Source organism: Mycobacterium sp. 23, from assembly GCF_048287075.1.
Taxonomy (GTDB): domain Bacteria; phylum Actinomycetota; class Actinomycetes; order Mycobacteriales; family Mycobacteriaceae; genus Mycobacterium; species Mycobacterium gordonae_B.
Genome location: NZ_JBLVUX010000005.1, coordinates 3,172,177 through 3,196,371, shown reverse-complemented (window position 1 = coordinate 3,196,371; position 24,195 = coordinate 3,172,177). Strand labels below are relative to the sequence as shown.

General features: G+C 69.5%; 19 protein-coding genes. 6 read left to right on the top strand and 13 right to left on the bottom strand.

From position 1 onward, the window contains the following. Positions 1–15 precede the first annotated feature (15 nt). The 4 genes from ACNQS7_RS16105 to ACNQS7_RS16090 all read right to left on the bottom strand — a co-directional run bounded on the left by ACNQS7_RS16105 (position 16) and on the right by ACNQS7_RS16090 (position 7,986). Positions 16–4,176, bottom strand: coding sequence for a PE domain-containing protein (locus ACNQS7_RS16105; RefSeq protein ID WP_418013302.1), 4,161 nt, complete (start codon positions 4,174–4,176; stop codon positions 16–18). Between the two features lie 99 nt (positions 4,177–4,275). Further along, a complete protein-coding gene (locus tag ACNQS7_RS16100; protein WP_418013301.1) occupies positions 4,276–6,435 on the bottom strand; it encodes an AAA family ATPase in 2,160 nt (719 codons plus the stop codon). A 1-nt stretch (position 6,436) separates the two neighbouring features. Beyond that, positions 6,437–7,291, bottom strand: coding sequence for a CDP-diacylglycerol--serine O-phosphatidyltransferase (gene pssA, locus ACNQS7_RS16095; protein ID WP_055578661.1), 855 nt, complete (start codon positions 7,289–7,291; stop codon positions 6,437–6,439). Further along, complete coding sequence (locus ACNQS7_RS16090; RefSeq protein WP_418013300.1) at positions 7,288–7,986, bottom strand: phosphatidylserine decarboxylase; 699 nt, start codon at positions 7,984–7,986, stop codon at positions 7,288–7,290. Before ACNQS7_RS16090 ends, pssA begins: the two co-directional genes overlap by 4 nt. Positions 7,987–8,112: 126 nt before the next feature. Here ACNQS7_RS16090 and ACNQS7_RS16085 point away from each other — a divergent pair, with 126 nt between their 5' ends. Continuing rightward, entirely contained in the window at positions 8,113–9,258 is a 1,146-nt protein-coding gene (locus ACNQS7_RS16085) for an MFS transporter (protein WP_418016019.1), read from the top strand. Here the strand turns inward: ACNQS7_RS16085 and glp are convergent. Both glp and ACNQS7_RS16075 read right to left on the bottom strand, forming a co-directional pair. Further along, the gene (gene glp, locus ACNQS7_RS16080) at positions 9,255–10,460 is read right to left on the bottom strand and encodes a gephyrin-like molybdotransferase Glp (RefSeq protein WP_418013299.1); all 1,206 of its coding nucleotides are present in this window, start codon (positions 10,458–10,460) and stop codon (positions 9,255–9,257) included. The two genes, ACNQS7_RS16085 and glp, sit on opposite strands and share 4 nt — an antisense overlap. A 1-nt stretch (position 10,461) precedes the next feature. Continuing rightward, complete coding sequence (locus ACNQS7_RS16075; protein ID WP_418013298.1) at positions 10,462–11,400, bottom strand: SDR family NAD(P)-dependent oxidoreductase; 939 nt, start codon at positions 11,398–11,400, stop codon at positions 10,462–10,464. Positions 11,401–11,466: 66 nt separating this feature from the next. Here ACNQS7_RS16075 and ACNQS7_RS16070 point away from each other — a divergent pair, with 66 nt between their 5' ends. Both ACNQS7_RS16070 and ACNQS7_RS16065 read left to right on the top strand, forming a co-directional pair. After that, positions 11,467–11,943: a VOC family protein gene (locus ACNQS7_RS16070; protein WP_418013297.1), complete on the top strand. Its 477-nt coding sequence runs from the start codon at positions 11,467–11,469 to the stop codon at positions 11,941–11,943. Beyond that, positions 11,943–13,382: a flavin-containing monooxygenase gene (locus ACNQS7_RS16065; protein ID WP_418016018.1), complete on the top strand. Its 1,440-nt coding sequence runs from the start codon at positions 11,943–11,945 to the stop codon at positions 13,380–13,382. The genes ACNQS7_RS16070 and ACNQS7_RS16065 overlap by 1 nt, the downstream gene beginning before the upstream one ends. A 19-nt stretch (positions 13,383–13,401) precedes the next feature. On the opposite strand, the gene ACNQS7_RS16060 is transcribed toward ACNQS7_RS16065, so the two are convergent. Further along, positions 13,402–13,896 (bottom strand): cupin domain-containing protein, encoded by a 495-nt coding sequence (locus ACNQS7_RS16060; RefSeq protein WP_418013296.1) that lies wholly within the window; start codon positions 13,894–13,896, stop codon positions 13,402–13,404. A gap of 327 nt (positions 13,897–14,223) precedes the next feature. On the opposite strand from ACNQS7_RS16060, the gene groL reads away from it, so the two are divergent. Both groL and ACNQS7_RS16050 read left to right on the top strand, forming a co-directional pair. Further along, complete coding sequence (gene groL / locus ACNQS7_RS16055; protein ID WP_418013295.1) at positions 14,224–15,849, top strand: chaperonin GroEL; 1,626 nt, start codon at positions 14,224–14,226, stop codon at positions 15,847–15,849. Positions 15,850–15,914: 65 nt separating this feature from the next. Beyond that, positions 15,915–17,141, top strand: coding sequence for a TerC family protein (locus tag ACNQS7_RS16050; RefSeq protein WP_418013294.1), 1,227 nt, complete (start codon positions 15,915–15,917; stop codon positions 17,139–17,141). Here the strand turns inward: ACNQS7_RS16050 and ACNQS7_RS16045 are convergent. The 6 genes from ACNQS7_RS16045 to ACNQS7_RS16020 form a co-directional block, all read right to left on the bottom strand. Further along, on the bottom strand, positions 17,138–17,518 hold the full coding sequence (locus tag ACNQS7_RS16045; RefSeq protein WP_418013293.1) for a GreA/GreB family elongation factor: 381 nt from the start codon (positions 17,516–17,518) through the stop codon (positions 17,138–17,140). The genes ACNQS7_RS16050 and ACNQS7_RS16045 overlap by 4 nt on opposite strands. Before the next feature lie 194 nt (positions 17,519–17,712). Then, a complete protein-coding gene (locus ACNQS7_RS16040) occupies positions 17,713–18,351 on the bottom strand; it encodes a hypothetical protein (RefSeq protein ID WP_418013292.1) in 639 nt (212 codons plus the stop codon). Between the two features lie 132 nt (positions 18,352–18,483). Continuing rightward, positions 18,484–20,007 carry a PucR family transcriptional regulator gene (locus ACNQS7_RS16035; RefSeq protein WP_418013291.1) on the bottom strand — a complete coding sequence of 508 codons (1,524 nt, stop codon included), beginning with the start codon at positions 20,005–20,007 and terminating at the stop codon, positions 18,484–18,486. Positions 20,008–20,020: 13 nt separating this feature from the next. Further along, complete coding sequence (locus tag ACNQS7_RS16030; protein ID WP_418013290.1) at positions 20,021–20,437, bottom strand: pyridoxamine 5'-phosphate oxidase family protein; 417 nt, start codon at positions 20,435–20,437, stop codon at positions 20,021–20,023. A gap of 21 nt (positions 20,438–20,458) precedes the next feature. After that, the gene (locus ACNQS7_RS16025; protein WP_418013289.1) at positions 20,459–21,955 is read right to left on the bottom strand and encodes a PPE family protein; all 1,497 of its coding nucleotides are present in this window, start codon (positions 21,953–21,955) and stop codon (positions 20,459–20,461) included. A 76-nt stretch (positions 21,956–22,031) separates the two neighbouring features. After that, positions 22,032–23,771: an N-acyl-D-amino-acid deacylase family protein gene (locus ACNQS7_RS16020; RefSeq protein ID WP_418013288.1), complete on the bottom strand. Its 1,740-nt coding sequence runs from the start codon at positions 23,769–23,771 to the stop codon at positions 22,032–22,034. Between the two features lie 47 nt (positions 23,772–23,818). On the opposite strand from ACNQS7_RS16020, the gene ACNQS7_RS16015 reads away from it, so the two are divergent. Then, positions 23,819–24,190, top strand: coding sequence for a VOC family protein (locus ACNQS7_RS16015; RefSeq protein WP_418016017.1), 372 nt, complete (start codon positions 23,819–23,821; stop codon positions 24,188–24,190). The last annotated feature ends 5 nt before the right edge of the window (positions 24,191–24,195 follow it).

Genomic DNA, 24,195 nt, shown 5'->3' with positions numbered 1-24,195 from the left:
TCGTCCGGGGCGCTGTCACGTCCAGAAGTCGTTCAAGGGTAAGGCGTACTTGTCGTTGTAGGTCAGCGTGGTCAAAGGTGTTCCCGCCGTCGGGCTCAAGGCATATTCGAGCGTGGACATCAGGCCGTAGTGGTCGTAGCGGGTGTTGGTGACGAAGTGCCCGGATTGCATTCCCCCGACGGTCACCGCGCCCTGGTTGGGGATGATAACGGTGTTGATCAGGTTGCCCTGGTTGCCGATGCCCAGCGACAGGTTGTTGTAGTCCTCGTCGAACGTGATGATGATGGCGTCGCGCTGGCCCGCCGTATTCCAGCTGTTCGAGTTCATGATCGTGGACACCGTCTGCTGCAGGAATTGGTCGCCGGCCGCGACGTTGTACTGGTGGTTGGTGAGCTGGCTGGCAAGCCAATTCGCCGCACCGTTCGGGAAATCGACCGGGCCTTCCATGTTGTAGGAACCGTCGGCGGCGATCCACGAGAATCTCGGCGTGGTCGCGCTGCTCTGCAGATCGATGCTCAGCTGGGTCAGCGGGAGCAGATGCGTCTGCAGATAGGCAGGGGAGTTGTTATAGACGTAGGTGAACTGGGCGAAGGGCAGCGCGTCGACGGCATACTCCCCGGAGGACACGATGGCTCCCGGATACGGCATGCCCTGCGCATACCCCGCCCACGTGATGCCCGCGTTGTCCATGGCTTCCATCAGGCTGGGTGCGTTGATGGAGGGCGAGGCCGGGTTGTAGATCAGGCCGAAGTCCGACCCGCCCATGATCCGGAAGTAGTTCGGGTCGCTGGGGTGCCCCAGAGCGTAGTAGTTGTTCGCGTAGCCGTATGTGTTGATCAGGCTGTTGAGGTAGGGGGCGTTGACGCTGCCCAGGATGTCGGCTGCGCCCTTGTTCTCCATGTAGATCAGGTAGACGTGGTCGAGTTGGCCGACGTTCGACGTTGGGACGGTGAGCACCGGTGCGGCCAGGGTCGGGTCGCCGACGGTGAACGACAGGTTGTCGGCGAAGGCACCGTTGTAGTTGCCCAGGATCGGGTTGCGGTCGGTGAAGGTCGCGGTGACGACCGCGGAGGTGGTACCCACCGGGACGGTGCCGGAGATATCGCGGGCCTGGAACCCGGTCATTCCCAGGCGGTCAATCGTCGACACCGGCCCGATCGAACCGGTGCCCAGCGCGACCCCGTTGGAGTTGAGGAAGGTGACCTGCACCGAGGTCGAGGACGGGTCCAGCAGGTAGCCGCCCAGCAGTCCACTCAACGTGTAGGGGACGGTGCCGGTATTGATGCTGGCGGTTGCGGCTGCCAGATTGACGGTTTGACTGATCGACGACGTGGCCACAGGTCCGCCGCCGGCGAAGTTGTTGCCCGCACCCGGGGCCGGGTTGCCGGGGAAGCCCAGGCCCAGGAAGTTGGGCACCGTCGGGAACGGAGTGGAGGTCGGTGACGGGTAGGTGAGTGGGGTGCCGTAAGGGACGATGGTCGGGGTGCCGGTGACGGTCCAGCCGGGGATGGTGACCGAGCTGAAGCCCGTCGTGGAGGGACTGGCGAATTCGAAACTGCCATTGACGAGCAGGTTGGGGCTCATCGGTAGCCCGGGGATGCCGTTGTGGCCGATCAGCCAGCCGCCGGTGCCGATGGTGCCGGGACGGCCGAGCAGATTGAGAGTGGCGGAGTAGCCGCCGTTGCCGCCGTTGCCGCCGTCGCCGATCGCGACCGCGTTGCCGCCGGCGCCGCCATTGCCGCCGCTGAAGGTGGGGGCGGCCTCCGCGCCGGACCCGCCTGCACCCCCGTTGCCGAGCAGCGACCCGCCGGCCCCGCCGTGCCCGCCGGCTCCGCCGGGGCCCGCGACGGAGAATCCGCCGGTTCCCCCGGCGCCGCCGCCGCCGATCAGCGTGGCGTTGCCGCCGATCCCGCCTTGGCCGCCGAAGTGCCCCGCGCCACCGAAGCCGCCGTCGCCGCCGGACCCCAGCGCGCCGGCGACGCCACCGGGGCCGCCGAGGCCACTGGCGCCGGTCTGGCTGGATCCGCCGGCTCCGCCGGAGCCGCCGGTGCCGGCAAACTGGCCGCCCGCGCCGCCTAGTCCTCCGGGGCCGGCGATTGAGAAGGCGGCGCCGCCGTCGCCGCCGACCCCCCCGGCGCCGATCAGTGAGCCGCCGATCGTGCCGGCGCCGCCGCCGAACACCGAGCCGGCGATGCCGGAGTTGCCGCCGAGGCCGCCGGCACCGCCGACATCCCCGGCTCCACCGACGCCGCCGCCTCCGCCGACGGCGCCGACCAGGCCACTCAGGGCCCCGCTGGCCCCGCCGGCGCCTCCGCCGCCGCCGCGTAGACCACCAGCCAACTGGCTGGCAATCCCGCCCGCGCCACCGCCGCCGCCCGAGCCGAAGATGCCGCCGGTCCCGCCGGCCCCGCCGCCTCCGCCGTTGGCGTCGACTCCCGCCGCGGCGCCGATTCCGCCGGCCCCGCCTGTCCCGCCGTTGCCGAAGAACAAGCCACCGTTGCCGCCCTGGCCGCCCGCCCGCCCGACGCCGGTGGCGCCGAACCCGCCGGAGCCGCCGGTACCGCCGGTGCCCAACAGTCCGGCCGCCCCGCCGGGACCACCGGGGACGCCGTTGGCGCCGGACCCGCCGGCCCCGCCGTCACCCAACAGCCAGCCACCCGGGCCGCCGGCGGCGCCGCTGCCCGCCGCGCCCGGGGCGCCGTTGCCGATCAGCGGGCGCCCGGTCAGCGCCACGCTCGGCGCGTTGATCACATTGAGCGCCGCCGCGGGTAGCAGCAACCCGTTTGCGCCGCTCGCGCCGTTGGCACCCGCCGTGGTGCCGAGTCCGCCGATCCCACCGGTCCCGCCCAGCCCCAGCAACACGGCCTTGCCGCCGGCCCCGCCGGCCCCACCGGCGAACAGCGGGGCACCCTGAGCGCCGGCCCCGCCGGCCCCACCGCTGCCGACCAGCAGTGCTCCGGCCCCGCCACCGCCGCCGGCTCCACCGTTGCCGGCCGCAGCGAACCCGCCGACCCCACCGACTCCACCGAACCCGAACCAGCCCGCATCCCCGCCGGCTCCGCCGTGGCCACCGGCGCCACCGCCGAGATCGAACGTCGAGCCGCCGCCGCCGCCGGCCCCGCCGGAGCCCAACACACCGGCGTGCCCGCCCGTCCCGCCGGCACCGCCGGCGCCGGCAAAGCTGGTGCCACCGCTCCCGCCGGCCCCGCCGTTACCGAACAGCGGGCCTGCCGCACCACCCGTCCCGCCGGCACCGCCGGCGCCGTTCAGGCCCAGGCCGCCGGTGCCTCCAGCTCCACCGGCACCGAACAGCGGACCCCCGGCGCCCCCGGTTCCGCCGGCACCGCCGGCTCCGCCGGCACCGCCCACCCCACCGACTCCACCGCCGGCTCCGACCAGACCGCCCAGCAGGCCGCCGGCACCGCCCGCTCCGCCGGCTCCGCCGGTACCAAGGTCGGAAAGCCCGCCGGTTCCGCCGGCACCGCCAGCGCCCAACAACCCACCGGCCCCGCCGGCACCCCCGGTGCCACCGATCCCGTTCAACACGAACCCGCCGGTGCCACCGGCCCCACCGGTGCCCAGCAGCCAGCCGCCGGCTCCGCCGGCACCGCCCGTCCCACCGCCGGAGCCGCCGGCCCCACCGGCTCCGCCGGCACCGATCAGCCCCGCCGGGCCGCCGGCCCCGCCGGCGAATCCGGCCGCTCCGGAACCGCCGGCGCCGCCATCACCGAGCAGCCAGCCGCCGGCCCCGCCGCCGGCCCCGGTGCCGGGGGCGCCGTTGGCGCCGTTGCCGATCAACGGGCGCCCGGTCAACGCCTGCACGGGCCCATTGATCGGCGCCAGCAGGCTCTCGCCCAGGGCGTGCAGATCCACCGATTGCAGTGCCGACAGATTCACGGCCTCCGCGCCGGCGTAGGCACCCGCACTTGCGCTCAACGTCTGCGCCAGCAGCTGCTCGAAGGCGGCCGCCTGCGCGTCGAGGGCCACAAAGCCCTGCGCGTAGTTGCCGAACAGCCGCGCGATCGCCGCCGACACCTCGTCGGCGGCCGCCGCCGCGACCGTCGTGGTCGACGGCGCCCACGACGCCGTCGCCTTCCTGATCGCCTCCCCGATCCCGCTTACATCGGCCGACGCGGCTGCCAGAGCTTCCGGGGCTGCGATCAGGAACGTCGACATCAGCGGCTCCCATCATTGGGGCGAAGCGAACGGCTAAATATATGGCACGGGACCCCGAAAGTGAATGGATCTGCAGCTGTTCGGCAGAGCGTTTCTTCGCTAGAGAACTTTGGCGAATTCGCGCAGTGACTGTATCTGCAAGGGATCCAGCGACGGGCGCACTTTTTCCCGGGCCGCGGCCAGGTCGGCCGCTGTGACGTCCGCGGCGTCGATGGAACGCCGCATCGCGGTCAGGGCGGCCTCGCGCAGCAGCGCCACACAGTCTGCGGCGCTGTATCCTTCGAGCCCGGCGGCCACCGCGTCCAGGTCGACGTCGGAGCTGAGCGGGATGGATTTGCCTGCGGTGCGCAGGATTTCGCGACGGGCATCGGCGTCCGGCGGCTCGACGAACACCAGCCGTTCCAGCCGGCCGGGCCGCAGCAGAGCCGGGTCGATCAGATCCGGTCGGTTCGTGGCGCCCAGCACGACGACGTCACGCAGCGGGTCGATGCCGTCGAGTTCGGTCAGCAGCGCGGCCACCACACGGTCGGTGACACCCGAGTCGAAGCTCTGCCCGCGCCGGGGCGCCAGTGCGTCGATCTCGTCGAGGAACACCAGAGACGGCGCCGAATCGCGGGCCCGCCGGAACAATTCGCGCACCGCCTTCTCCGACGATCCGACCCATTTGTCCATCAGCTCAGAGCCTTTGACGGCGTGCACGCTCAGCTGTCCGGTGCTGGCCAGCGCCCGGACCACGAAGGTCTTGCCGCAGCCCGGCGGGCCGTAGAGCAGCACCCCGCGCGGCGGGTCCACCCCGAGGCGGGAGAAGGTGTCCGGGTGCTGCAGCGGCCACAGCACCGCCTCGGTGAGCGCCTGCTTGGCCTCGACCATGTCGCCGACGTCGGCCAGGGTGACGCTGCCGACGACGACCTCTTCGCCGGCTGACCGCGACAGCGGCCTGATCACCGACAGCGCGCCGATCAGGTCGTCCTGGCTGAGTTTGGGTGGCTGACCGTCGGTGCTGGCCCGCGACGCCGCCCGCAGCGCCGCCTCGCGCATCAGCGCCGCCAGGTCCGCGACCACGAATCCCGGTGTCCTGGCGGCGATCGCGTCGAGGTCGAGGTCGGTGGTGGGCACCTTCTTCAGCAGTGCCTCCAGCAGCGCCTTGCGGGTTCCGGCATCGGGCAACGGCAACCCCAGCTCACGGTCGCACAGCTCCGGTGAGCGCAGCCGGGCATCGATCTGGTCCGGCCGCGCCGAGGTGGCGATCAACGCGACGCCGTTGGTGGCCACGGCCCTGCGCAACTCGGTGAGGACTAGCGCGGCAACCGGTTCGGGTGTTTCCGGTAGCAGGGCGTCGACGTCGGTGATCAGCAGCACGCCACCGCCGTCGCAAGCCTTGGTGACGGCGGCCGAGACCGCGCGCAGCCGGTCCTCGGCGGCCAGCGCGCCGATGGCCGGGCCGTCGAGCTGCACCAACCGGCGTCCGGCGCACACCGCTCGGACCAGGGTCACTTTGCCGACACCGGCCGGCCCCGACACCAGGACACCGAGATTGGTGCCGGCTCCCAGTGTCTTCAGCAGGTGCGGCTCGTCGAGCGCGAGCTTGAGCCACTCGGTGAGCTTGGCCGCCTGCGGCTGTGCCCCTTTGAGCTCTTCGACCTGCATCTCCGGGGTCGAGACGTCGACGGCCGGAATGACGTGCGACGAGTCGGGCACCGCGGTACCCCAGCTGACCAGCGTGTTCGGCTGGACGCTGACCGGTCCCTGGGGGTCCATGCCGGTGACCGTCAACAACTCGGATGTCCAGCTGATCCCCACCGACGAGGCCAGCGCGCGGGTGGCCGCCGACGTCGACGTGCCGGGTCCCAGGTCGCGCGGCAGCAGCGACACCGCGTCCCCGACCGTCATCACCTTGCCGAGCAGCGCCTGGCGCAGCGTGGCCGACGACAGCGACTGGGTGGCCAGCGTCGAACCACTCAGCGTCACCGTGCGCGCCCCGTAGACGGTGACGGCGCTGACGATGACCTCGGTGCCCTCCCGCAGGCCGGCGTTGGACAACGTGACGTCATCGAGCAACACGATGCCGATCGGGATGTCGCCGTTGGCCATGCCCGCCACCGCCGCGGTGGTGCGGGATCCGGTGAGCGACACCGCATCCCACTCGCGGATGCCCAGGGCGACGATGGTGCTCGGGTGCAGCCGCACGACGCCGCGGCGCGAGTCGACCGCGGACGTGTTCAGCCGGGCGGTGAGAGTGAGGTGATTGGGCCGGGTCACGTCACCTGCCCGGTTTGCGCAACCCGAGCCGCGCCATCGACCGTCGGTGCGGCTGGGCCCGCCGGGTCGCGCGCCGGGCGGCGCGTCGTTGCTTGTTGTCGTCCTCCCACGCTTCGGGGTGCTTGGCCAGCCAGCGCTTGCTGCGCACCGCGAACGGGATGTGGCACACGTAGGAGATGATGATGACCCAGATCAGGATGTAGGGCGCCAGCACCGCGGCGGCGGCGGCGATCGCCAGCACCGCCAGTAGCGGGGCCGCCCAGTTCGGCGGCACGGCCAGGGTGTGGAACTTCTTCATCGGGATCGCGCTGACCATCAGCAGCGACGTCCCGGCGATCCAGAAGCCCAGGAACCAGATCGACGTCCACCAGCCTTCGCCGAACTGGAGCTTCAGGCCGATCGTCCCGATCATCGAGACGGCGCCCGCCGGCGCCGGCATCCCGACGAAGTACTCCTTGGCGTAGGGCGGCAGCGTCCCGTCGTCCTGTTGGGCGTTGTACCGGGCCAGTCGCAGCACGACGCACACCGCGTAGAGCAACACGACGGCCCAGCCCACCGGCCACTTCGACAACAGGGTCACGTACACCACGAGGGCAGGGGTCACGCCGAAGTTCACCGAGTCGGCCAGCGAGTCGATCTCGGCCCCCATCCGCGACTGAGCGTCAAGGATCCGGGCCACCCTGCCGTCGAGGGCGTCGAGGATGGCGGCCACCGCGATCAGCGCCATCGCGGGGATCGGTTTGTGGTCGAGCGCGAACTTGATCGAGGTGAGGCCGGCGCAGATGGACAGCACGGTCATGGCGCTGGGCAGCAGGTGCAGCGCCTCGGTGCGCCGGACCCGCGGTTTGTTGATCATGAGAGCTCTGCCAGGACGGTCTCGCCGCCCAGGGTGCGCTGGCCGAGACTGACGATCGGCTGCGCGCCCGGCGGCAGGTAGGTGTCCAGGCGCGAGCCGAACCGGATCAGGCCGTAGGTCTCTCCGATCGCCAGCCGGTCGCCGACATGTGCGTCGCACACGATACGGCGCGCCACCAAGCCGGCGATCTGCACAACCACCAGGTCGTCTCCGTTGTCCATGCGGATGCGGACGCTGGTGCGCTCGTTGGCCTCGCTGGCCTCGGGCAGGTCGGCGGACAGGAAGCTGCCCGGACGGTGTTGCACAGCGATCACCTCACCGCTCACCGGGGCCCGCTGCACGTGCACGTCGAGGATCGACAGGAAGATACTGATGCGCGGTCTCGGCGTGTCGCCCATGCTCAGTTCGGCAGGCGGGACGGCGTTGTCGATCACGCAGACCGTCCCGTCGGCGGGTGCGACGACGGCACCGGGCCGGGTGGGAGGCACCCGCTTCGGGTGCCGGAAGAAGCCGGCGCAGGCGCCCGCGGCCAGCAGCCCGGTCCGGCGCACCCAGCGGTGCCGGTAGCCGACGGCGGCCAGGGCCAGGCCCGCACCTATGAACGGCCGCCCGCCCGGGTGGATCGGGGGAACGGTGTCCCGCACCAACTCGATCAGGTGCGCGGGACCTTCGGAAGAACCAGGGCGTCGTGCCACGCGGGTCATCTTACGTATGGGCGCAGCGGCGGCGTGGTTCGTTGGGTCCCGGGCAGGGAAAGCTGAGAGCGAACCCGCCCGTTCGAGGAGTCCGACATTCCGCCTCAGTCCCTGCACGGCGCGGCGCTGCGCCGCGCAAAGCTCGGCGTCACCGCGACGTTCGTCGCTCATGCCGTGGTGTTTTCGTCCTGGGCTGCCCACATCCCGCAGGTCAAGGCGGGCCTCGGGTTGTCCGACGGGGGATTGGGGACGGCGCTGTTCGGCGCACCGCTGGGCTCGGTCGCGGCGACGTTGTTCAGCCACTGGGCGCTGCCCCGCTGGGGCAGTCGCCGGCTGGTGCCCGTGATGGTCGCGGGCTACTCGCTCGCCCCGATGACCGTCGGGCTGGCGACTTCCGGCGCATGGCTGTTTCTGACCCTGATGCTGTGGGGCTGGTTCCAGGGTGCGCTGGACGTCGCGATGAACACTCAGGCGGGCACCGTGGAGCGACAGGCCCGCGCCCCGATCATGGCCCGGTTTCACGGCATGTGGAGTCTGGGCGCGCTGGTGGGCGCGGTGATCGGGGCGGCCTGCGTCAGCGTCGGCGTCGGCCTCGAACCCCAGCTGGTGGTGCTGGGGGCCGCGGTACTGGTGCTGGTCGGCCCGCTGACCCTGCGCTTCATCGACGACGAGACCGTCGACGCCGAGGCAGGCGAGCGGGTGCGCGTCTGGACACCGACGGTGGCGATCCTGGCGGCGGTGGCATTCGCGTCGTTCCTGTGCGAGGGCGCCGCCACCGACTGGTCGGCGAATTTCGTGCACGACGTCGTCGGCGCCGGGGCCGGGGTGTCGGCTCTGAGCTACGCGGCGTACACCCTGGCGATGGTGGTGATCCGGTTCGGCGCGCTGCGCCTGCACGCCCGGGTCTCGGCCCGTCGGCTGCTGCCGGGGCTGGCCCTGGTCGCCGTCGTCGGCATCACCGTCACGCTGGTCGCGGCCGATCCGGTTGCCAGCGTGATCGGTTTCGCCTGCGTGGGAGCGGGGGTGGCGCTGCTGGTGCCCACGGCGTTCAGCGCCGCCTACGCGGCCGGCAACGGGGGGTCGGCGATCGCCCTGGTCGCCGCGACCGGCTGGGTGGGCTATCTGCTCGGGCCGCCGCTGATCGGCCATCTCGCTCAGTGGGTCGGGCTGTCGGCGGCGCTGGTCACCATCCCGGTGGTGCTCTTGGTTGCGGCACTCGCGATCGCGGCCACCTCAGCTTTCGACGCGGCCGACGATTTTCATCGCGATTAGCTCAGATCCCACACCTGCAACTCGGTTCCGGCCGGCACCTCGACCACGTCCTCGGGGATGTCCAGTAGGGCGTTAGCCGACGCGAGCCAGCGCAGATGGTGCGAAGCGGGTGGCCCGTAACTGGTGACCCGGCCCGCCGCGGGCTCGAGGATGGCGCGCCGGAACTGCCGCTTGCCGCGGGGCGAGGTCACCGCCTCGGTGAGCACCGCGGCCCGCTTCGGCCGCTGCGGGTCGGGCAGGCCCATGGCTGCGCGCAACGCAGGCCGGATGAACACCTCGAAGGAGACCAGCGCGCTGACCGGGTTGCCGGGCAACGTGATGATGGGCGTGCCGGCCACGAAACCGGCGCCCTGCGGCATGCCCGGCTGCATCGCCACCTTGACGAACTGCACGCCCTGATCTCCCTCGCGGCCGAAGGCGTCCTTGACCACCTCGTAGGCGCCGGCGCTGACCCCGCCGCTAGTGATGATCAGGTCCGCGTCGGGCGCGTAGCGGTCCAGGACCGCGGTGAACTGTGCGACGTCGTCGCCGGCGGTCGCGGTGGCGAGCACTTCGGCACCGGCCTCGCGGACGGCGGCCGCGAGCATCACCGAGTTGGACTCGTAGATCTGCCCGGGTTGCAGCGGCGTACCGGGCGCCACCAGCTCGGAACCGGTCGACATCAGCAGCACCCGCTGCCGGGGCACCACCGGCAACGCCGCCAGCCCCAGCGCGGCGAGCAGGCCGAGCGCGGCAGGCGTCACCACCTCGCCCGCACGCAGCACGGTGGTTCCCGCGTCCACGTCCTCACCTGCCCGGCGGATGTGTTTGCCCGCGTCGGAATGCTGGCGGATCTGCACCGACCGCACGCCGCCGTCGGTGGCCTCCACCGGCACGATGGCCGTGGCCCCGGCCGGCAGCGGCGCCCCGGTCATGATCCGGTGCGCGGTACCGGGTTTCAGGGCCAGCTCGTCGGTGCGGCCGGCGGGTATGTCCTCGGCGACCGGCAGCACGACGGGCCGCTCGGGCGTCGCGCCCGCGGTGTCCTCGGCCCGCACCGCGTAACCGTCCATCGCGGAGTTGTCGAAGACCGGTAGGGACAAGGGCGCGACGATGTCGTCGGCCAAGACCAGGCCCAGAGCGTCGGCCAGCGCGACCGTGGCCGCGGGGCGGGACGTGATCATGTCCGCGATCACCCGCTGGTGTTCGGCGACAGAACGCATGTCAGACCGGGAACTTCACGCCGGTGAGTTCCTCGGAGACACTCCACAGCCGGCGTTGCAGGTCCGCGTCGTGCGACTGCGCACTGGACTGCACCAGCCTGGGGTGGCCACGCTGCTCGCCCAGGCCGTCCGGCCCGTAGTACTGCCCGCCCTGCACGGACGGGTCGGTGGCCGCCCGCAGCGTGGGCAGGGCGCCGGCCTCCGCGCTCTGGAACAGCAGCGGCGCCAGGGCGTTGAGCGGCCGCAGTATGCGCGGCACATTGCGCGCGAGTTCGGTGGCCGAACCGCCGGGATGCGCGGCAACGGCGATGGTGGGCGCCTTCCCGTCCTGCCGGATGTCGGACAGCCGGCGCTGCAACTCGTAGGTGAACAGCAGATTGGCCAGCTTCGACTGTCCGTAGGCGCCGATGCGGCTGTAGTTGCGTTCCCATTGCAGGTCGTCGAAGTGAATCGCGGCGCGCATGCGGTGGCCGAGGCTGCTGACCGTCACCACCCGGGAGCCGCGCACCTTCAGCATCTGGTCCAGCAACAGCCCGGTGAACGCGAAGTGGCCGAGATGGTTTGTGCCGAACTGCAATTCGAAGCCGTCGGCGGTCAGTTCCTTCGGTGTCCACATCACGCCCGCGTTGTTGATCAGCAGGTCGATGCGGGGGTGGGTGCTGCGCAGTTCGTCGGCGGCCTGACGCACCGAGGCCAGCGAACTGAGGTCGAGCTGGGTCAGTGTGATGTCCGCGTCCGCTTTGGCGGCGACGATTCGGGACAACGCCGCATTGCCCTTCTCCAAGTTGCGCACCGCCAGCACAACGCGGGCGCCGTGGAAGGCCAGCGCGGCGGCGGTGTGGTAGCCGAGCCCGGTGTTGGCGCCGGTGACGACGACGGTGCGGCCGCTCTGGTCGGGGATGTCGGCTGTCGTCCACTTCCTGGTGCCACTGGAGGTCATGAGGCACAACTTACTCAACCCGACGGACCGGCTGCCCGTCGGCGAAAGCCGGGTAACGTCGAGAACGTGATTACCGGTCTGGCGCACGCCGGGGTGTGCGTACCCGACTGTGAGGCTGCGGTCGCGTTCTATCGCGACGTGTTAGGCCTGCGTGTGCTCTCGCCGCCCTACGTCATGTCCGGTAATGCCATTCGCGACGACATGGGCGAACTGGTGTCCGATCCCGCTATGAAGGCCGCCATCGTCGGCCTGCCCGGTGACGGCGATCGAGTGCTGGAGGTGATCGAGTACATCAACGTCGAGGGTGCCGCGGCAGACCGTGCTCTGACCGATTACGGCCTGTCGCATGTCGGGCTGATTTGCGACGACCTCGACGCGACCCGCGCCGAGCTGGAAAGCAAAGGGGTGCGATTCCTCGTCAGTGGGATCGCCGATGTCGCGCGGGTCCGCACTACCTGGTTCACCGACCCGTGGGGCGTGGTGTTCATCCTGGTGGAGAAGAGCCGGCCCGGGCGCCCCTATTTCGCGCAGTTCGGCGCGTGATGTCCCCGAAAATCAAGGTGGGTGTCATCGGCGCGGGCGCCGGCGGCATCGCCATGGGGATTCAACTCGCCGCCGGCGGCTACGACTTCACGATCTTCGACCGCGCGGACGGTTTCGGGGGAACCTGGCGGCACAACACCTTCCCCGGCGCGGCCTGCGATGTCCCGTCGCACCTCTACTCCTACTCGTTCGCGCTCAACCCGCGCTGGAGCAAGACGTACGCGAACCAGCCCGAGATCCTGGCCTACCTGGAAAGGGTCGCCGCCGACCACAGGCTGGGCGCACACCTGCGGCCGAACACCGCGATCACGACCCTGCGATGGTCGGATCAGTCGAGGCGCTGGACCCTGACGGACGACGACGGCCGCCACCACGATTTCGACGTCGTGGTGAGCGCGGTGGGGATGCTCGACGTGCCCAACGTGCCGCGCATCCCCGGTGCGCAGCGATTCCGGGGCAGGCAGTTCCACTCGGCCCGCTGGGATCACAGCAGGTCGACTGCCGGGGAACGGGTCGCGGCCATCGGCACTGGCGCCAGCGCCGTTCAGTACGTCCCCGCGATCGCGCGAGACACCGCGCAGCTCACCGTGTTCCAGCGCACCCCGATCTGGATCGCACCCCGGTTCGACTTCCCGTTCACCGCCGAGCAGCACGAGGAGTTCGAACGCCATCCCGAGATCGCGCAGAAGCTGCGCGACGAGGCGTTCGCCGCCTACGAGTCAGCCAGTTTCGACACCGACGACAGACAGACCCGGGAGGCGACCGAACTGGCGCGCAGCTATCTGCACCGCAAGGTCGCCGACCCCGAATTGCGGGCCAAGCTGACGCCGGATTACCCGGCCGGCTGCAAGCGGCCGTTGATGTCGCGGGAGTGGTACCCGACCTTCGCGCTGCCGCATGTCCGTCTGGAGACCACCGCCATCGCGGAGCTGACCGAGCGGGGGGTCCGCACCGTCGACGGGGTCGAGCACCGCGTGGACACCGTCATCTACGGCACCGGGTTCAAGGCCGCCGACTACCTGGACAGCATCGACGTATACGGGAGCGGCGGCCGGCACCTGCGCGAGGACTGGCGTGGTGGTGCCGAGGCCTACCTCGGCACCCTGGTCAGCGGATATCCCAACTTCTTCACCCTCTACGGCCCCAACACCAACGGGGTCAACTCGATCATCTACATCCATGAGGTCCAGACCACCTTCGTCCGCCACATCCTCGACGTGATGGGCCGCCAGGGTGCGCGCACGGTCGAGGTGACGACCGACGCGCAGCGCCGCTATAACGACGAGATCCAGGCCGCGATGGTGGGCAAGGTCTGGTTGGCCTGCTCCAACTATTTCCGCCATCCCAGTGGCAAGGTGGTGACCCAGCTGCCCTTCAGCGGCCGGACGTTCTTCGAACGGACCCGTGCGATGGTCACGGAGGACTACGTGCTGAGTTGATGCTCGCGGGGTTCGGGGGCTACTCCACGAAGTGGTTGTCGTGCGCCGCGAACCACGCGCGGCGCTCGTCGTCGGTCATGTCCGCCAGCGCGGTGAAGCCTTCGAAGTAGGCCTCGCGGGGCGCTCCCGGCGAGAAGAGCATCAGCATCGACGCCGGTTCGTCGACCTCGTTGCGGAAGCCGTGGATGCCGCCCGGCGGCACATAGAGGAAGTCGCCCTGATTCCCGTCGACCCAGTCCCGGCCGTCGTAGAGCCGCATGGTCCCGGACAGCACGAAGAAGGCCTCGGACATCGAGCGGTGGAAATGCGGACCGGGTCCGCCGCCGGCGGGCGCGATGTCGACCCGGTACAGCCCGTAGTCGCCGTCGGTGGCTTCCTTATTGGCCAGGTAGTGGTACTTCACCCCGAAGTTCTCGTAGTCCGGTGGCTCATCGCCGCGCTTGAGCCACGCGCTGACCTCCGGTTCCGCTCTGGTGTAGCGAGGCTTGGGATATGGCGGCACGAACAGCGACATCTCTTCAGTCTGCCGCGCACCGGGGCGGCGGGACCCTTCGGCGAGGGTGAATATCGCGACGGGACACGCGGACGGGACGTCGGGGTGTTCACAGTCGCCGCTTCAGCCCACGGCGAACTCGACCGGCCGACCTTGCACTCGGCATAGGCGAGTGCTAATAATGACGTTGGCACTCGGCATAGGCGAGTGCCAGGTCGGGACGGTGAGGTCCAGCAACCAACCGCTGTGATCGTCCGTCGCGGGCACTGCGCCCGGCCAGCGTAAGTAATGGGGTTGTCGTCACTCGCGACCCCAATTTCATTCCCAATCCGGAGGAATCACTTCGCAATGGCCAAGACAATTGCGTACGACGAAGAGGCCCGTCGCGGCCTCGAGCGGGGCCTCAACGCCCTCGCCGACGCGGTAAAGGTGACGCTGGGGCCCAAGGGCCGCAACGTCGTACTGGAGAAGAAGTGGGGCGCTCCCACGATCACCAACGATGGTGTTTCCATCGCCAAGGAGATCGAGCTGGAGGACCCGTACGAGAAGATCGGCGCCGAGCTGGTCAAGGAAGTCGCCAAGAAGACCGACGACGTTGCCGGTGACGGCACCACCACGGCCACCGTGCTGGCGCAGGCGCTGGTCAAGGAGGGCCTGCGCAACGTCGCTGCCGGTGCCAACCCGCTGGGTCTGAAGCGCGGCATCGAGAAGGCCGTCGAAAAAGTCACCCAGACCCTGCTCAGCTCGGCCAAGGACGTCGAGACCAAGGAGCAGATCGCGGCCACCGCGGGCATCTCCGCGGGCGACCAGTCGATCGGTGACCTGATCGCCGAGGCGATGGACAAGGTCGGCAACGAGGGCGTCATCACCGTCGAGGAGTCCAACACCTTCGGCCTGCAGCTCGAGCTCACCGAGGGCATGCGGTTCGACAAGGGTTACATCTCGGGCTACTTCGTCACCGACGCCGAGCGTCAGGAAGCAGTCCTGGAGGACCCCTACATCCTGCTGGTCTCCAGCAAGGTGTCGACCGTCAAGGACCTGCTGCCGTTGCTGGAGAAGGTCATCCAGGGCGGCAAGCCGCTGCTGATCATCGCCGAGGACGTCGAGGGTGAGGCACTGTCCACCCTGGTCGTGAACAAGATCCGCGGCACCTTCAAGTCGGTGGCGGTCAAGGCCCCCGGTTTCGGTGACCGTCGCAAGGCGATGCTGCAGGACATGGCCATCCTCACCGGTGGCCAGGTCATCAGCGAAGAGGTCGGTCTGTCCCTCGAGACCGCCGACATCTCGCTGCTCGGCAAGGCCCGCAAGGTCGTCATCACCAAGGACGAGACCACCATCGTCGAGGGCGCCGGTGACCCCGACGCCATCGCCGGCCGGGTGGCCCAGATCCGCGCCGAGATCGAGAACAGCGACTCCGACTACGACCGCGAGAAGCTGCAGGAGCGCCTGGCCAAGTTGGCCGGCGGTGTTGCGGTGATCAAGGCCGGCGCTGCCACCGAGGTGGAGCTCAAGGAGCGCAAGCACCGCATCGAGGACGCTGTCCGCAACGCCAAGGCGGCCGTCGAGGAGGGCATCGTCGCCGGTGGTGGCGTGGCCCTGCTGCAGGCGGCTCCGAGCCTGGAGGGCCTCGGTCTCTCCGGTGACGAGGCGACCGGCGCCAACATCGTGCGCGTGGCGCTCGAGGCTCCGCTGAAGCAGATCGCCTTCAACTCCGGGCTGGAGCCCGGCGTGGTGGCCGAGAAGGTCCGCAACTCGCCCGCCGGCACCGGCCTGAACGCCGCCACCGGTGAGTACGAGGACCTGCTCAAGGCCGGCGTTGCCGACCCGGTCAAGGTGACCCGCTCGGCGCTGCAGAACGCGGCGTCCATCGCGGCGCTGTTCCTGACCACCGAGGCCGTTGTGGCCGACAAGCCGGAGAAGGCGGCCGCTCCGGCGGGCGACCCGACCGGCGGCATGGGCGGTATGGACTTCTAGGAAGTCAACGAGAAGCCCGGCTCCTTCAGGGGAGCCGGGCTTTTTCGTGTGATAGGGGGTATTGCATGGACGTTCCCGACTGGGTGTGGGCCCTGACGATCGTCGCCATCGTGGGCCTGCTGGCCTTCGACTTCGTTTTCCACGTCCGCAAGGCGCATGTTCCGACGCTGCGGGAGGCCGCGGTGTGGTCGGCCGGGTATGTGGGGATAGCCCTGCTGTTCGGCGTAGGCCTGGTGATCTTCGGCAGTGGCGAAGCGGGTCCGGAGTACTTCGCCGGTTATGTCACCGAGAAAGCGCTGTCGGTCGACAACCTGTTCGTCTTTCTGGTGATCATCGCGAGCTTCCGGGTCCCGCGCGAGGACCAGCAGAAGGTGCTGCTGTTCGGGATCGCCTTCGCGCTGATCGCCCGTACCGGATTCATCTTTCTGGGTGCCGCGCTGATCAATGCGTTTGCATGGGTTTTCTACCTGTTCGGCCTGATCCTGCTGCTCACCGCAGGCAGTGTGCTGAAGAACGACCACGACGACGACGATCGCAAAGCCGACAACTTCGTCATCCGGCTGGCCAAGAAGGTGATCCGTACCAGCGAGCATTACGACGGCGACAAACTGTTCACCACCATCGACGGCAAGCGGGCGATGACGCCGATGCTGCTGGTGATGGTGGCCCTCGGCGGCACCGACATCCTCTTCGCGCTGGACTCGATCCCCGCCATCTTCGGCCTCACCCAGCACGTCTACATCGTGTTCACCGCGACGGCTTTTTCGCTGCTCGGCCTGCGGCAGCTGTATTTCCTGGTCGACGGCCTGCTGGACCGGCTCATCTACCTGTCCTACGGGCTGGCGGCGATTCTCGGAGTCATCGGTGTGAAGCTGATCCTGCACGCCTTGCACGAGAACAACGTCCCGTTCATCAACGGCGGTGAGCCGGTGAAGGTCGTCGAGATCAGCACGTCGCTGTCGCTGTCGGTGATCGTCGGCGTTCTGGTCGTCACCGTGGTGGCCTCATTGCTCAGCCGGAAGGGCAAGGCGATGACGGCGATCGCCAATGCCCGCCGGCACGCGACGGCCTATCTGGATTCCGAATACACCCACGACCCCGAGGAACGAGAACGAATCTTCAATAGGCTGCTCGACGAGCGCGATCAGATCATGGACATGAAGCCGAAATACCGCCAGCTGGTGCGCGACGAGCCGGCCCTACGGAAACTGCTCGACGATGCGGCCGCCAAGCACGACGAGGCCGTCGAGCGTGGAGAAGCCGAGCCGTTCGTCCGCAAGGGCCTGACCTAGCGGCGCCGCGTCGGACCGGAGTAGGGCTCGGCCGACAACACCGTCACGGGCATCGGGCGCGCGTCGTGCGGGATCATGGCGACGCGCCGCTCACCGGGACGCGCACCCAGGACGGCACGGCCTACCGGAGAGAGCGTCGAATGGACCGGCAGGTCGGTGTGCCTGCCGAAACGCCTTCCGAGTACGAAGGTTTCGGTTTCACCGCTGTCGTCATAGCGGATGGTCACCACCATGCCGCCGGCGACGACGGGATCGGCGTCGTAGTCCATCAAATCGTCGGGGACCTCGGGGCGCCGATGCGGGCGCGGTGCGCCGTACCGGCTGCGGCCATGGGTGCAGTGCTGTTGCGTCGTCCAGACGCGTTGTGTGACAGCCACTTTGGTGTCCTTTCTGGTGTCAGCGAATGTTGTCGCCAGGGGCGGGCCCGACAGCGGCAGCCGCCCCTGACGACTCGGTGGCCCTCGCTGGGGCCTGGTCCAAGTGCGTGGTCCAAAAGTGTTACTTCCATGCTGGCCACGGCGGGCATCACGTGTTTGCCGGAGCCCGACAATGGCGCAGTGGGTCGTTGTCGTCAGCCGACGACACCTTCGGTGCCTTTCGAGCCACCGCCGCCGCGCGCGTGCACCAGCTCGGGTCGCCAGGCGGACAGACGGCGGTGGTTCAGAACGCGTCGGATACCCGCGAACGCGAGCGCAACCGCGGCCGTCGCGTTCAGCCAAACGGCAAGTGCCACCAACACCGCTTCCCGTGCGGCAGACATCGGCGGCGGCCCGGCGTACGAGCCGTCCTGGTTGACCGAGATCTCGAACGACTCACCGGTTCTGGGCGCCGAGCGGGCCTGGACCAAACCGGTGTGTTCGGCTCCGGCGGCGAACCATCGGGCCTGGACCCTGGTCGGATCGCTGCGTGCGGGCAAGCCGGTCACGGTCGCGGTGACCGCAGTCCGGCTTTGGGCCTGCTCGGCGTGGTGGCGACTCCGGGAGTCATAGACCGCGGTGCCCGCGGCGCCGGCGACCGGCGCCGCAAGCAGCGCCAACACGATCGTCAGCACCAGCGCGAATGCCTCAAGTCGATCGCTGACGCGGATCAACGGATTGCGGCCGCAGAGCATCGACAACCAGCGCGGTGGATTTGCGGTGAAAGTCTCCATCGCGTCGTCCTCCGGGCTCCGGCGTTCGGTATCCGGTTGCGGGATCGACGGGGTTGTCATGGGTGTGCTCCTGTTCGGCGGGCCGCTGTGCTTGAGCGGCTACCTCCAGGGTGACCTCGGCACCCGCCATCGGCTTTGCCCGAGACGTACAACCGGGCCGGCGCGTGTTGTCGCGATTCGACAGCACGCTGGTCAATCGGTGTCGCCGGCCGCCAGTTGGATCATCATGGCGAGCCGTTTCTTGGCGTCGTCCAGCGCGAGGTTGGTGATCTCGGCCATCTTGCGCATCCGGTAGCGCACGGTGTTCTCGTGCACTCCCAGGCGCGCGCCCGCCTCCACGGGGTCGCCTTGCGCCGCGAGCCAGGCGCGCAGCGTCGCGACGTAGTCGGTTCCGCTGGCGCTGTCGTGGCGGCGCAATTCGGCCACCGGGCCTCGGTCCGGGAGACGACCGGAGCGCGACGCGGCGCGCAACCGCTGCAGCAGGATGTCGTCCCACGATTCGTCGTAGACCGGAGTCGGGCCTTGGCTGGATACCTTGTGCAGAGCCAGGCACTCGTCGGCCTCTTGGCGGGCGGCGGCGAGCTCAGAAAGTTCCGCTGCACCGCTGACGCCGGCCGCCACGGTGGTTCCATCCGGCAGCGCAGCCGCCAGGCCGGCGACCCAACGACGTGCCGGTGCCGCCGCAGCACCCGGAAGCAGCGTGTAGACGGTGCTGCCGACCAGGGCGCTCCGGCCGGGTCGGGACCAGCCGAACCCGGCCGTGGCCCGCTCGAACGCCAGTAGCAACGGGGCATCGCGATCGGCGCCGATCGACGCCTGCACCGCGATCACCCGCAGCGGGCCGTCCGGCAGTCCCAGCCTGCTGGTCACCGTGGCGGCGTCGGCGGTGCCCTCCAGCAGCCGGATCACCAGCTCGGATTCCACCTGTCGCTCGAGGTCTGCGCTGGCTCGCGAGCGCAGCAGATGCAGGGCCACGGTGTGCGCGCCGTCGGCAAGGGCCGCGCGTGCGGCGCCGTCCAGCGGTGCGGCACATTCCACCCACAACGATCCCATCAGTTCCCGGCCGGAGCGCACGGCCACCACCATTCGGCCCGTCACTCCGTGGTCGGCGTCTCCCGGGACGAACAGGGGTTCGTCGGAGACCGCGAGATGGGCGAAGACGCCGGCGGCCTCGAAGAACTCCCGCAGCCGTTCGGGTGTCTGCCGTCCCAGGATGGTCTGCACCCGCGCCGCGTCGGCGTGCTGCTGCAGCCGCGAGTACGCCAGCACCTGCATCAGCCGATCGTGAATGACCACCGCACTGCCGATGGCGTCGGCCAGAGAGTCGGTGAGGGCGAACAGATCGGTGGGACCTCGGCCGGACTCGGTCTCGCGACCCTCGAGCACCAGCCCGTACGTCACGGCGGCCAACTCGCTCCACGACAATGACGCGTCGACCAGCATCACCGCGCCGGCCCGGGAGTCCCCGTCCAATGCCGCCGGCTCCGCACCGTCGCGGACCAGCACCACGACGGCGCGTGCCGCGGCGGCCCACTGCATCGCCTGCTCGAACGTTGCGGCGCCAACCGCAAGCAGGACATCGCCCGAAACGGGACCCTGCGGCGTCGATTCGTGGATCACCACGCTGCGCAGTTCGGTCGACCTCGGAACCGATGACCACCGCAGCCGAACCCCGTAACTGCCCAGCACATTCACCAGGCGGTCCAGAGTGATCACGCGCTGCTCGCCTCTAGGACCCCGCGTCGCCCGGCAGGGAGAAGACCACGCAGTCGTGCAGGCAGCCGTTGGCCGCCGAGGGGGAGTCGGCGTTGCGGTGCAGCAGCGCGCGCGTGGGGACGACCGCACAGCGCACCGTCTCGGCTCCCGCGTCGGAGATCGCGGCGCGCCCGTCGACGATCAGCGAATAGCCGCCCGGTGCCGGTGGCGGCCACACCAGGGTGACGTCGCTGCGGTGGGTGAGGTTGGTTCGGGTGCCGCCACCGATCAGCCCGACGTCCAGCACCGCGAGGTCGCGCAGCACCGGCTCGACGGTCACTGTGTGAGCGCGGTAGTCGTCGTCGACGGTGATCAGGTACGCGAAGGGATAACTCGGCAGGGTGTCGGCCAACCGCTGGAAATCGACCGGTTTGCTGGTCTTTGCAGCCATGGGTCGAGAATAGGCGCGCGGCTACTCGGTGCGGATCGGGAACTGGATGACCCGGCTCTGATCGCCGGTGTCACGCTCGGCCGGCGGGTAGAAACCCGACTTCGGGATGCCTGAGTTCGGCAGACTCGGGGCGCCGATGCCGGACTCGCGACCCAGCGTCGTCCGCACTCCGGGGTCGCTGGCGCCGGGGTTGACGAAGCCGGTGACCGGGGTGCCGGCGGACGTCCGCAGGCCGGCATTGGCCGCCGGGCTGCTGGTCGGGTTCGCCGAGACGGAACCCTGGCCGCTGGTGTCCACGGCCGCGGCCGGCGCGGACGCCGGGGCAACCACAGGTGTGCTGCTCAGGCCTGAGTTCAGCGCGCCCGCCAGACCGGAGTGCAGGCCACCGGTATTGGCCAGGGCCGAGCTGAGTAGCCCGGAACTGAGCGCTGCCGTTCCCAGGCCGCCGGTGGCGTAGTGCGCGGAGTTGGCCAGTCCAGCCTCCAGGCCGGTGCCGCCCACGCCCGCGTTCTGCAGTCCCGAGCCCAGGTAGCCCATCGATCCGCTGAAGCCGGTGTTGACGCTGCCGGAGTTGCCCAGGCCCGTGTTCAGAGAGCCCGAGTTGCCCAGGCCCAGGTTCCCGTTGCCCGAGTTGAACAAGCCGGTGTTGCCGGTGCCGGAGTTACCGAACCCGGTGTTGCCGGTGCCCGAGTTGAACCCGCCGAATCCGAACTGCTTGTCGCCGGTGAGGCCCATACCGAGGACGTCGCTGCCGGTGTTGCCGATGCCCAGGTTGTTGCTGCCGAAGTTACCCAGACCCAGGTTGCTGTTGCCGGTATTGCCGATGCCCAGGTTGCCGCTGCCGCTGTTGCCGGCGCCGACGTTGCCGCTGCCGCTGTTGCCGATACCGAAGTTGTAGTTGCCGGCGTTGTTGTTGCCGATGTTGCCGCTGCCGGTGTTGCCGAAGCCGAAGTTGATCGTGCCGTTCTTGCCGATGTCGATGCCGAGATTGCGCAGTACCTGCTGCCAGGGCGCCAGTTGAGCGGCGGCCGCCGACGCATCGAAGTGGTAGTTCGCCATGGCTGCCACGTCGATCGCCCACATTTGCTCGTAGGCGGACTCGGTGTCCATGATGGCCGGCCAGTTCATGCCGAAGAAGTTCGTCGAGGCCAGCATCTGCACCAGGCCGCGGTTGGCCGCCACGACCGCCGGCTGCACGGTGGCTGCCACTGCCGTCTCGAACGCGGCCGCCGTGGCCGTCGCCTGCGCCGCCGCCATGTCCGCCTGGACCGCCGCCGCACTGAGCCAGCTCATGTACTGGGTGGCGACGACCATCATGGCGGCAGCCGACGCCCCCTGCCAGGATCCGCTGGTGAGTTCCTGAGTAACGGAACCGAAAGATGACACCGCTGACGCGAGATCTTCTGCCAGACTTCCCCATGCGGAGGCAGCAGAAAGTAACGGTCCCGCACCGGGACCGGCAAGCATTAATGCCGAGTTGATCTCTGGCGGCAACCACGCGAAATGCGGGCTTGTCACCACCCAAACTTACCCGGCACAGCCCGTTACCGTGGGCGTATCGGGTAACCCGCTACCGTTAATTCGCAGCAGGCCGTCAGGCGGGAGCGGGCGCCGGTTGCCGGCCGCGGACCAGCTTGCCCGGGCGGGCGGGGGTGGGCACACCGTTCTCGGCGATCACCTCACCGGATACGACGGTGGCGACGTAGCCTTGCGCGGTCTGATCCAGCCGGCGACCGCCGGCGGGCAGGTCGTGGGTGATGACCGGCTTGTGCAGTCGCAGGGCGGCGTGGTCGATCACATTGAGATCGGCCTTGAAGCCGGGCGCGATGCGGCCGCGGTCGGCCAGACCAGCGATGCGGGCGGGCACGGAAGTCAGTTCCCGGACTGCTTCGGCGACGCTGAATCGGCCCGACTTGCGATCGCGGGCCCAGTGGGTGAGGAAGTACGTGGAGTAGCTGGCGTCGCAGATCATCCCGTAGTGAGCGCCGCCGTCGCCTAGTCCGAGCACCACGTCGTCCCGGTGCAGAAGTTTGCCGACGGTGTCCAGTGAGTTGCGTTCCAGGTTGCTGGTGGCGACCAGCAGCATGGCCCGCCCGTCGTCGTCGAGGAGTCGGTCGTAGGCCTCCTCCATCGGGTCGACGCCGCGTGCACGCGCTCGCGCGCCGATGCTGTCGGACGGGTTCGGCTCGTAGTTCGGGTTGTCGTCCAGCGGGAAGATCCAGTCCCACATCTGGGCCACGTACAGGATCGGATGGCCCTGGCCCGGCTTGTCGGCCAGGATGCGGGCGCGCACCTCGGGCTTGCGCATCTCGGCGACCCGCTCGGCCAGCGGCAGGTGCGCGATCTCGCGGTAGCTCGGGTACAGCACGAACGGGTTGGCCGTCAGCTGCAGCCCGATGATCAGCCCGATCGGGCGCGGCAGCAGCTGCGCGGTGACCTGAGGGTCGCCGGCCTCCGCCGTTGCATTGGCTTTCTCCACCATCGTGATGGCGTCCGGCCAGGTCGGGTCGCCCGCATTGCCGACGACCAGGGTGAACGTGACCGGCAACCCGACGTCTTCGGCCACGTCGAACACCGTCTGCAACACGGGCTGGTAGCCCCCGGCCGGGATGTCGGGCACGAACTGCAGCAGTCCGCCGCCGCCGTCGACGACGCCCCGGGCGATCTCCTCGATCTCTTCGCGGGCCGCGTCATAACTGGGGATGGGTGCACCGCTCTCGGTCTTGTGGATGGTGAGCCGTGAAGAGGCGAAACCCAGCGCCCCCACCTCGATGGCTTCGGTGGCCAGCGCGCGCATCTTGGCCAGGTCTTCGGGTGTCGCGGGCTCGCGGTCGGCCCCGCGCTGGCCCATCACGTAGACCCGCAGCGGGGAGTGCGGCAGGTAGGCCGCGACGTCGATGTCGCGTTTACCCGACTCCAGCGCGTCAAGGTATTCCGGGAAGGTTTCCCAGGTCCACGGCAGGCCGTCGGTCATCACGACGCCGGGGATGTCCTCGACGCCGGCCATGACGTCGACGAGTACGTCGTGGTCCTCCTGGCGGCAGGGGGCGAAGCCGACGCCGCAGTTGCCCATCACCACCGTGGTCACCCCATGCGCCGAGGACGGCGTCAACCGGTCCGACCAGATCGCCTGGCCGTCGTAGTGGGTATGCAGGTCGACGAAGCCGGGAGTGACGAGCAGCCCGCTCGCGTCGATCTCCCTCGTCGCGCTCGCGCCGTTGACGGCGCCGACCGCGGCGATCAGCCCGTCCTTGACCGCGACGTCGCCGACGTAGGGATCGCCTCCCAATCCGTCCACGATGGTGCCGTTGCGGATCAGAAGGTCGTAGGTCATCTAAATAATCTACGACCGTGTCGGTGGCTCGTGCCAGGATCGGAGCCGTGATCGATCACTTCGGCATCAATTGCAGCGACTATGCGAGATCGTGGCAGTTCTATGACACGGTGCTCGGTGTATTGGGTTACTCGCGGCAGATGGACTTCGGCGAGGCGATCGGCTACGGCCGCGAGGGGCATCCGGCGTTCTGGATCGCCGACGGGAAGGGGATGGGGCCGAACCGCGAGGTCCACGTCGCGTTTCAGGCCGCCGACGAGAACGCCGTACGCGCCTTTCATGACGCGGCCGTAGGCCTGGGAGCCGAGTCCCTGCATGCGCCTCGGCTGTGGCCGGAATACCACCCGGGCTACTTCGGCGCCTTCGTCCGCGACCCGGACGGCAACAACGTCGAAGCGGTGTTTCACGGCGGCCCGTAGGGTCG

What these genes read in the sequence shown, in the direction of transcription:
- ACNQS7_RS16060 (WP_418013296.1), bottom strand. Translation starts at nt 13,896, where the DNA reads ATGTCGCTGTTCGTGCCGCCATATCCCAAGCCTCGCTACACCAGAGCG.
- ACNQS7_RS16075 (WP_418013298.1), bottom strand. Translation starts at nt 11,400, where the DNA reads ATGACCTCCAGTGGCACCAGGAAGTGGACGACAGCCGACATCCCCGAC.
- pssA (WP_055578661.1), bottom strand. Translation starts at nt 7,291, where the DNA reads ATGATCAACAAACCGCGGGTCCGGCGCACCGAGGCGCTGCACCTGCTG.
- ACNQS7_RS16040 (WP_418013292.1), bottom strand. Translation starts at nt 18,351, where the DNA reads ATGACAACCCCGTCGATCCCGCAACCGGATACCGAACGCCGGAGCCCG.
- ACNQS7_RS16030 (WP_418013290.1), bottom strand. Translation starts at nt 20,437, where the DNA reads ATGGCTGCAAAGACCAGCAAACCGGTCGATTTCCAGCGGTTGGCCGAC.
- ACNQS7_RS16065 (WP_418016018.1), top strand. Translation starts at nt 11,943, where the DNA reads ATGTCCCCGAAAATCAAGGTGGGTGTCATCGGCGCGGGCGCCGGCGGC.
- ACNQS7_RS16105 (WP_418013302.1), bottom strand. Translation starts at nt 4,176, where the DNA reads ATGTCGACGTTCCTGATCGCAGCCCCGGAAGCTCTGGCAGCCGCGTCG.
- groL (WP_418013295.1), top strand. Translation starts at nt 14,224, where the DNA reads ATGGCCAAGACAATTGCGTACGACGAAGAGGCCCGTCGCGGCCTCGAG.
- glp (WP_418013299.1), bottom strand. Translation starts at nt 10,460, where the DNA reads ATGCGTTCTGTCGCCGAACACCAGCGGGTGATCGCGGACATGATCACG.
- ACNQS7_RS16050 (WP_418013294.1), top strand. Translation starts at nt 15,915, where the DNA reads ATGGACGTTCCCGACTGGGTGTGGGCCCTGACGATCGTCGCCATCGTG.
- ACNQS7_RS16020 (WP_418013288.1), bottom strand. Translation starts at nt 23,771, where the DNA reads ATGACCTACGACCTTCTGATCCGCAACGGCACCATCGTGGACGGATTG.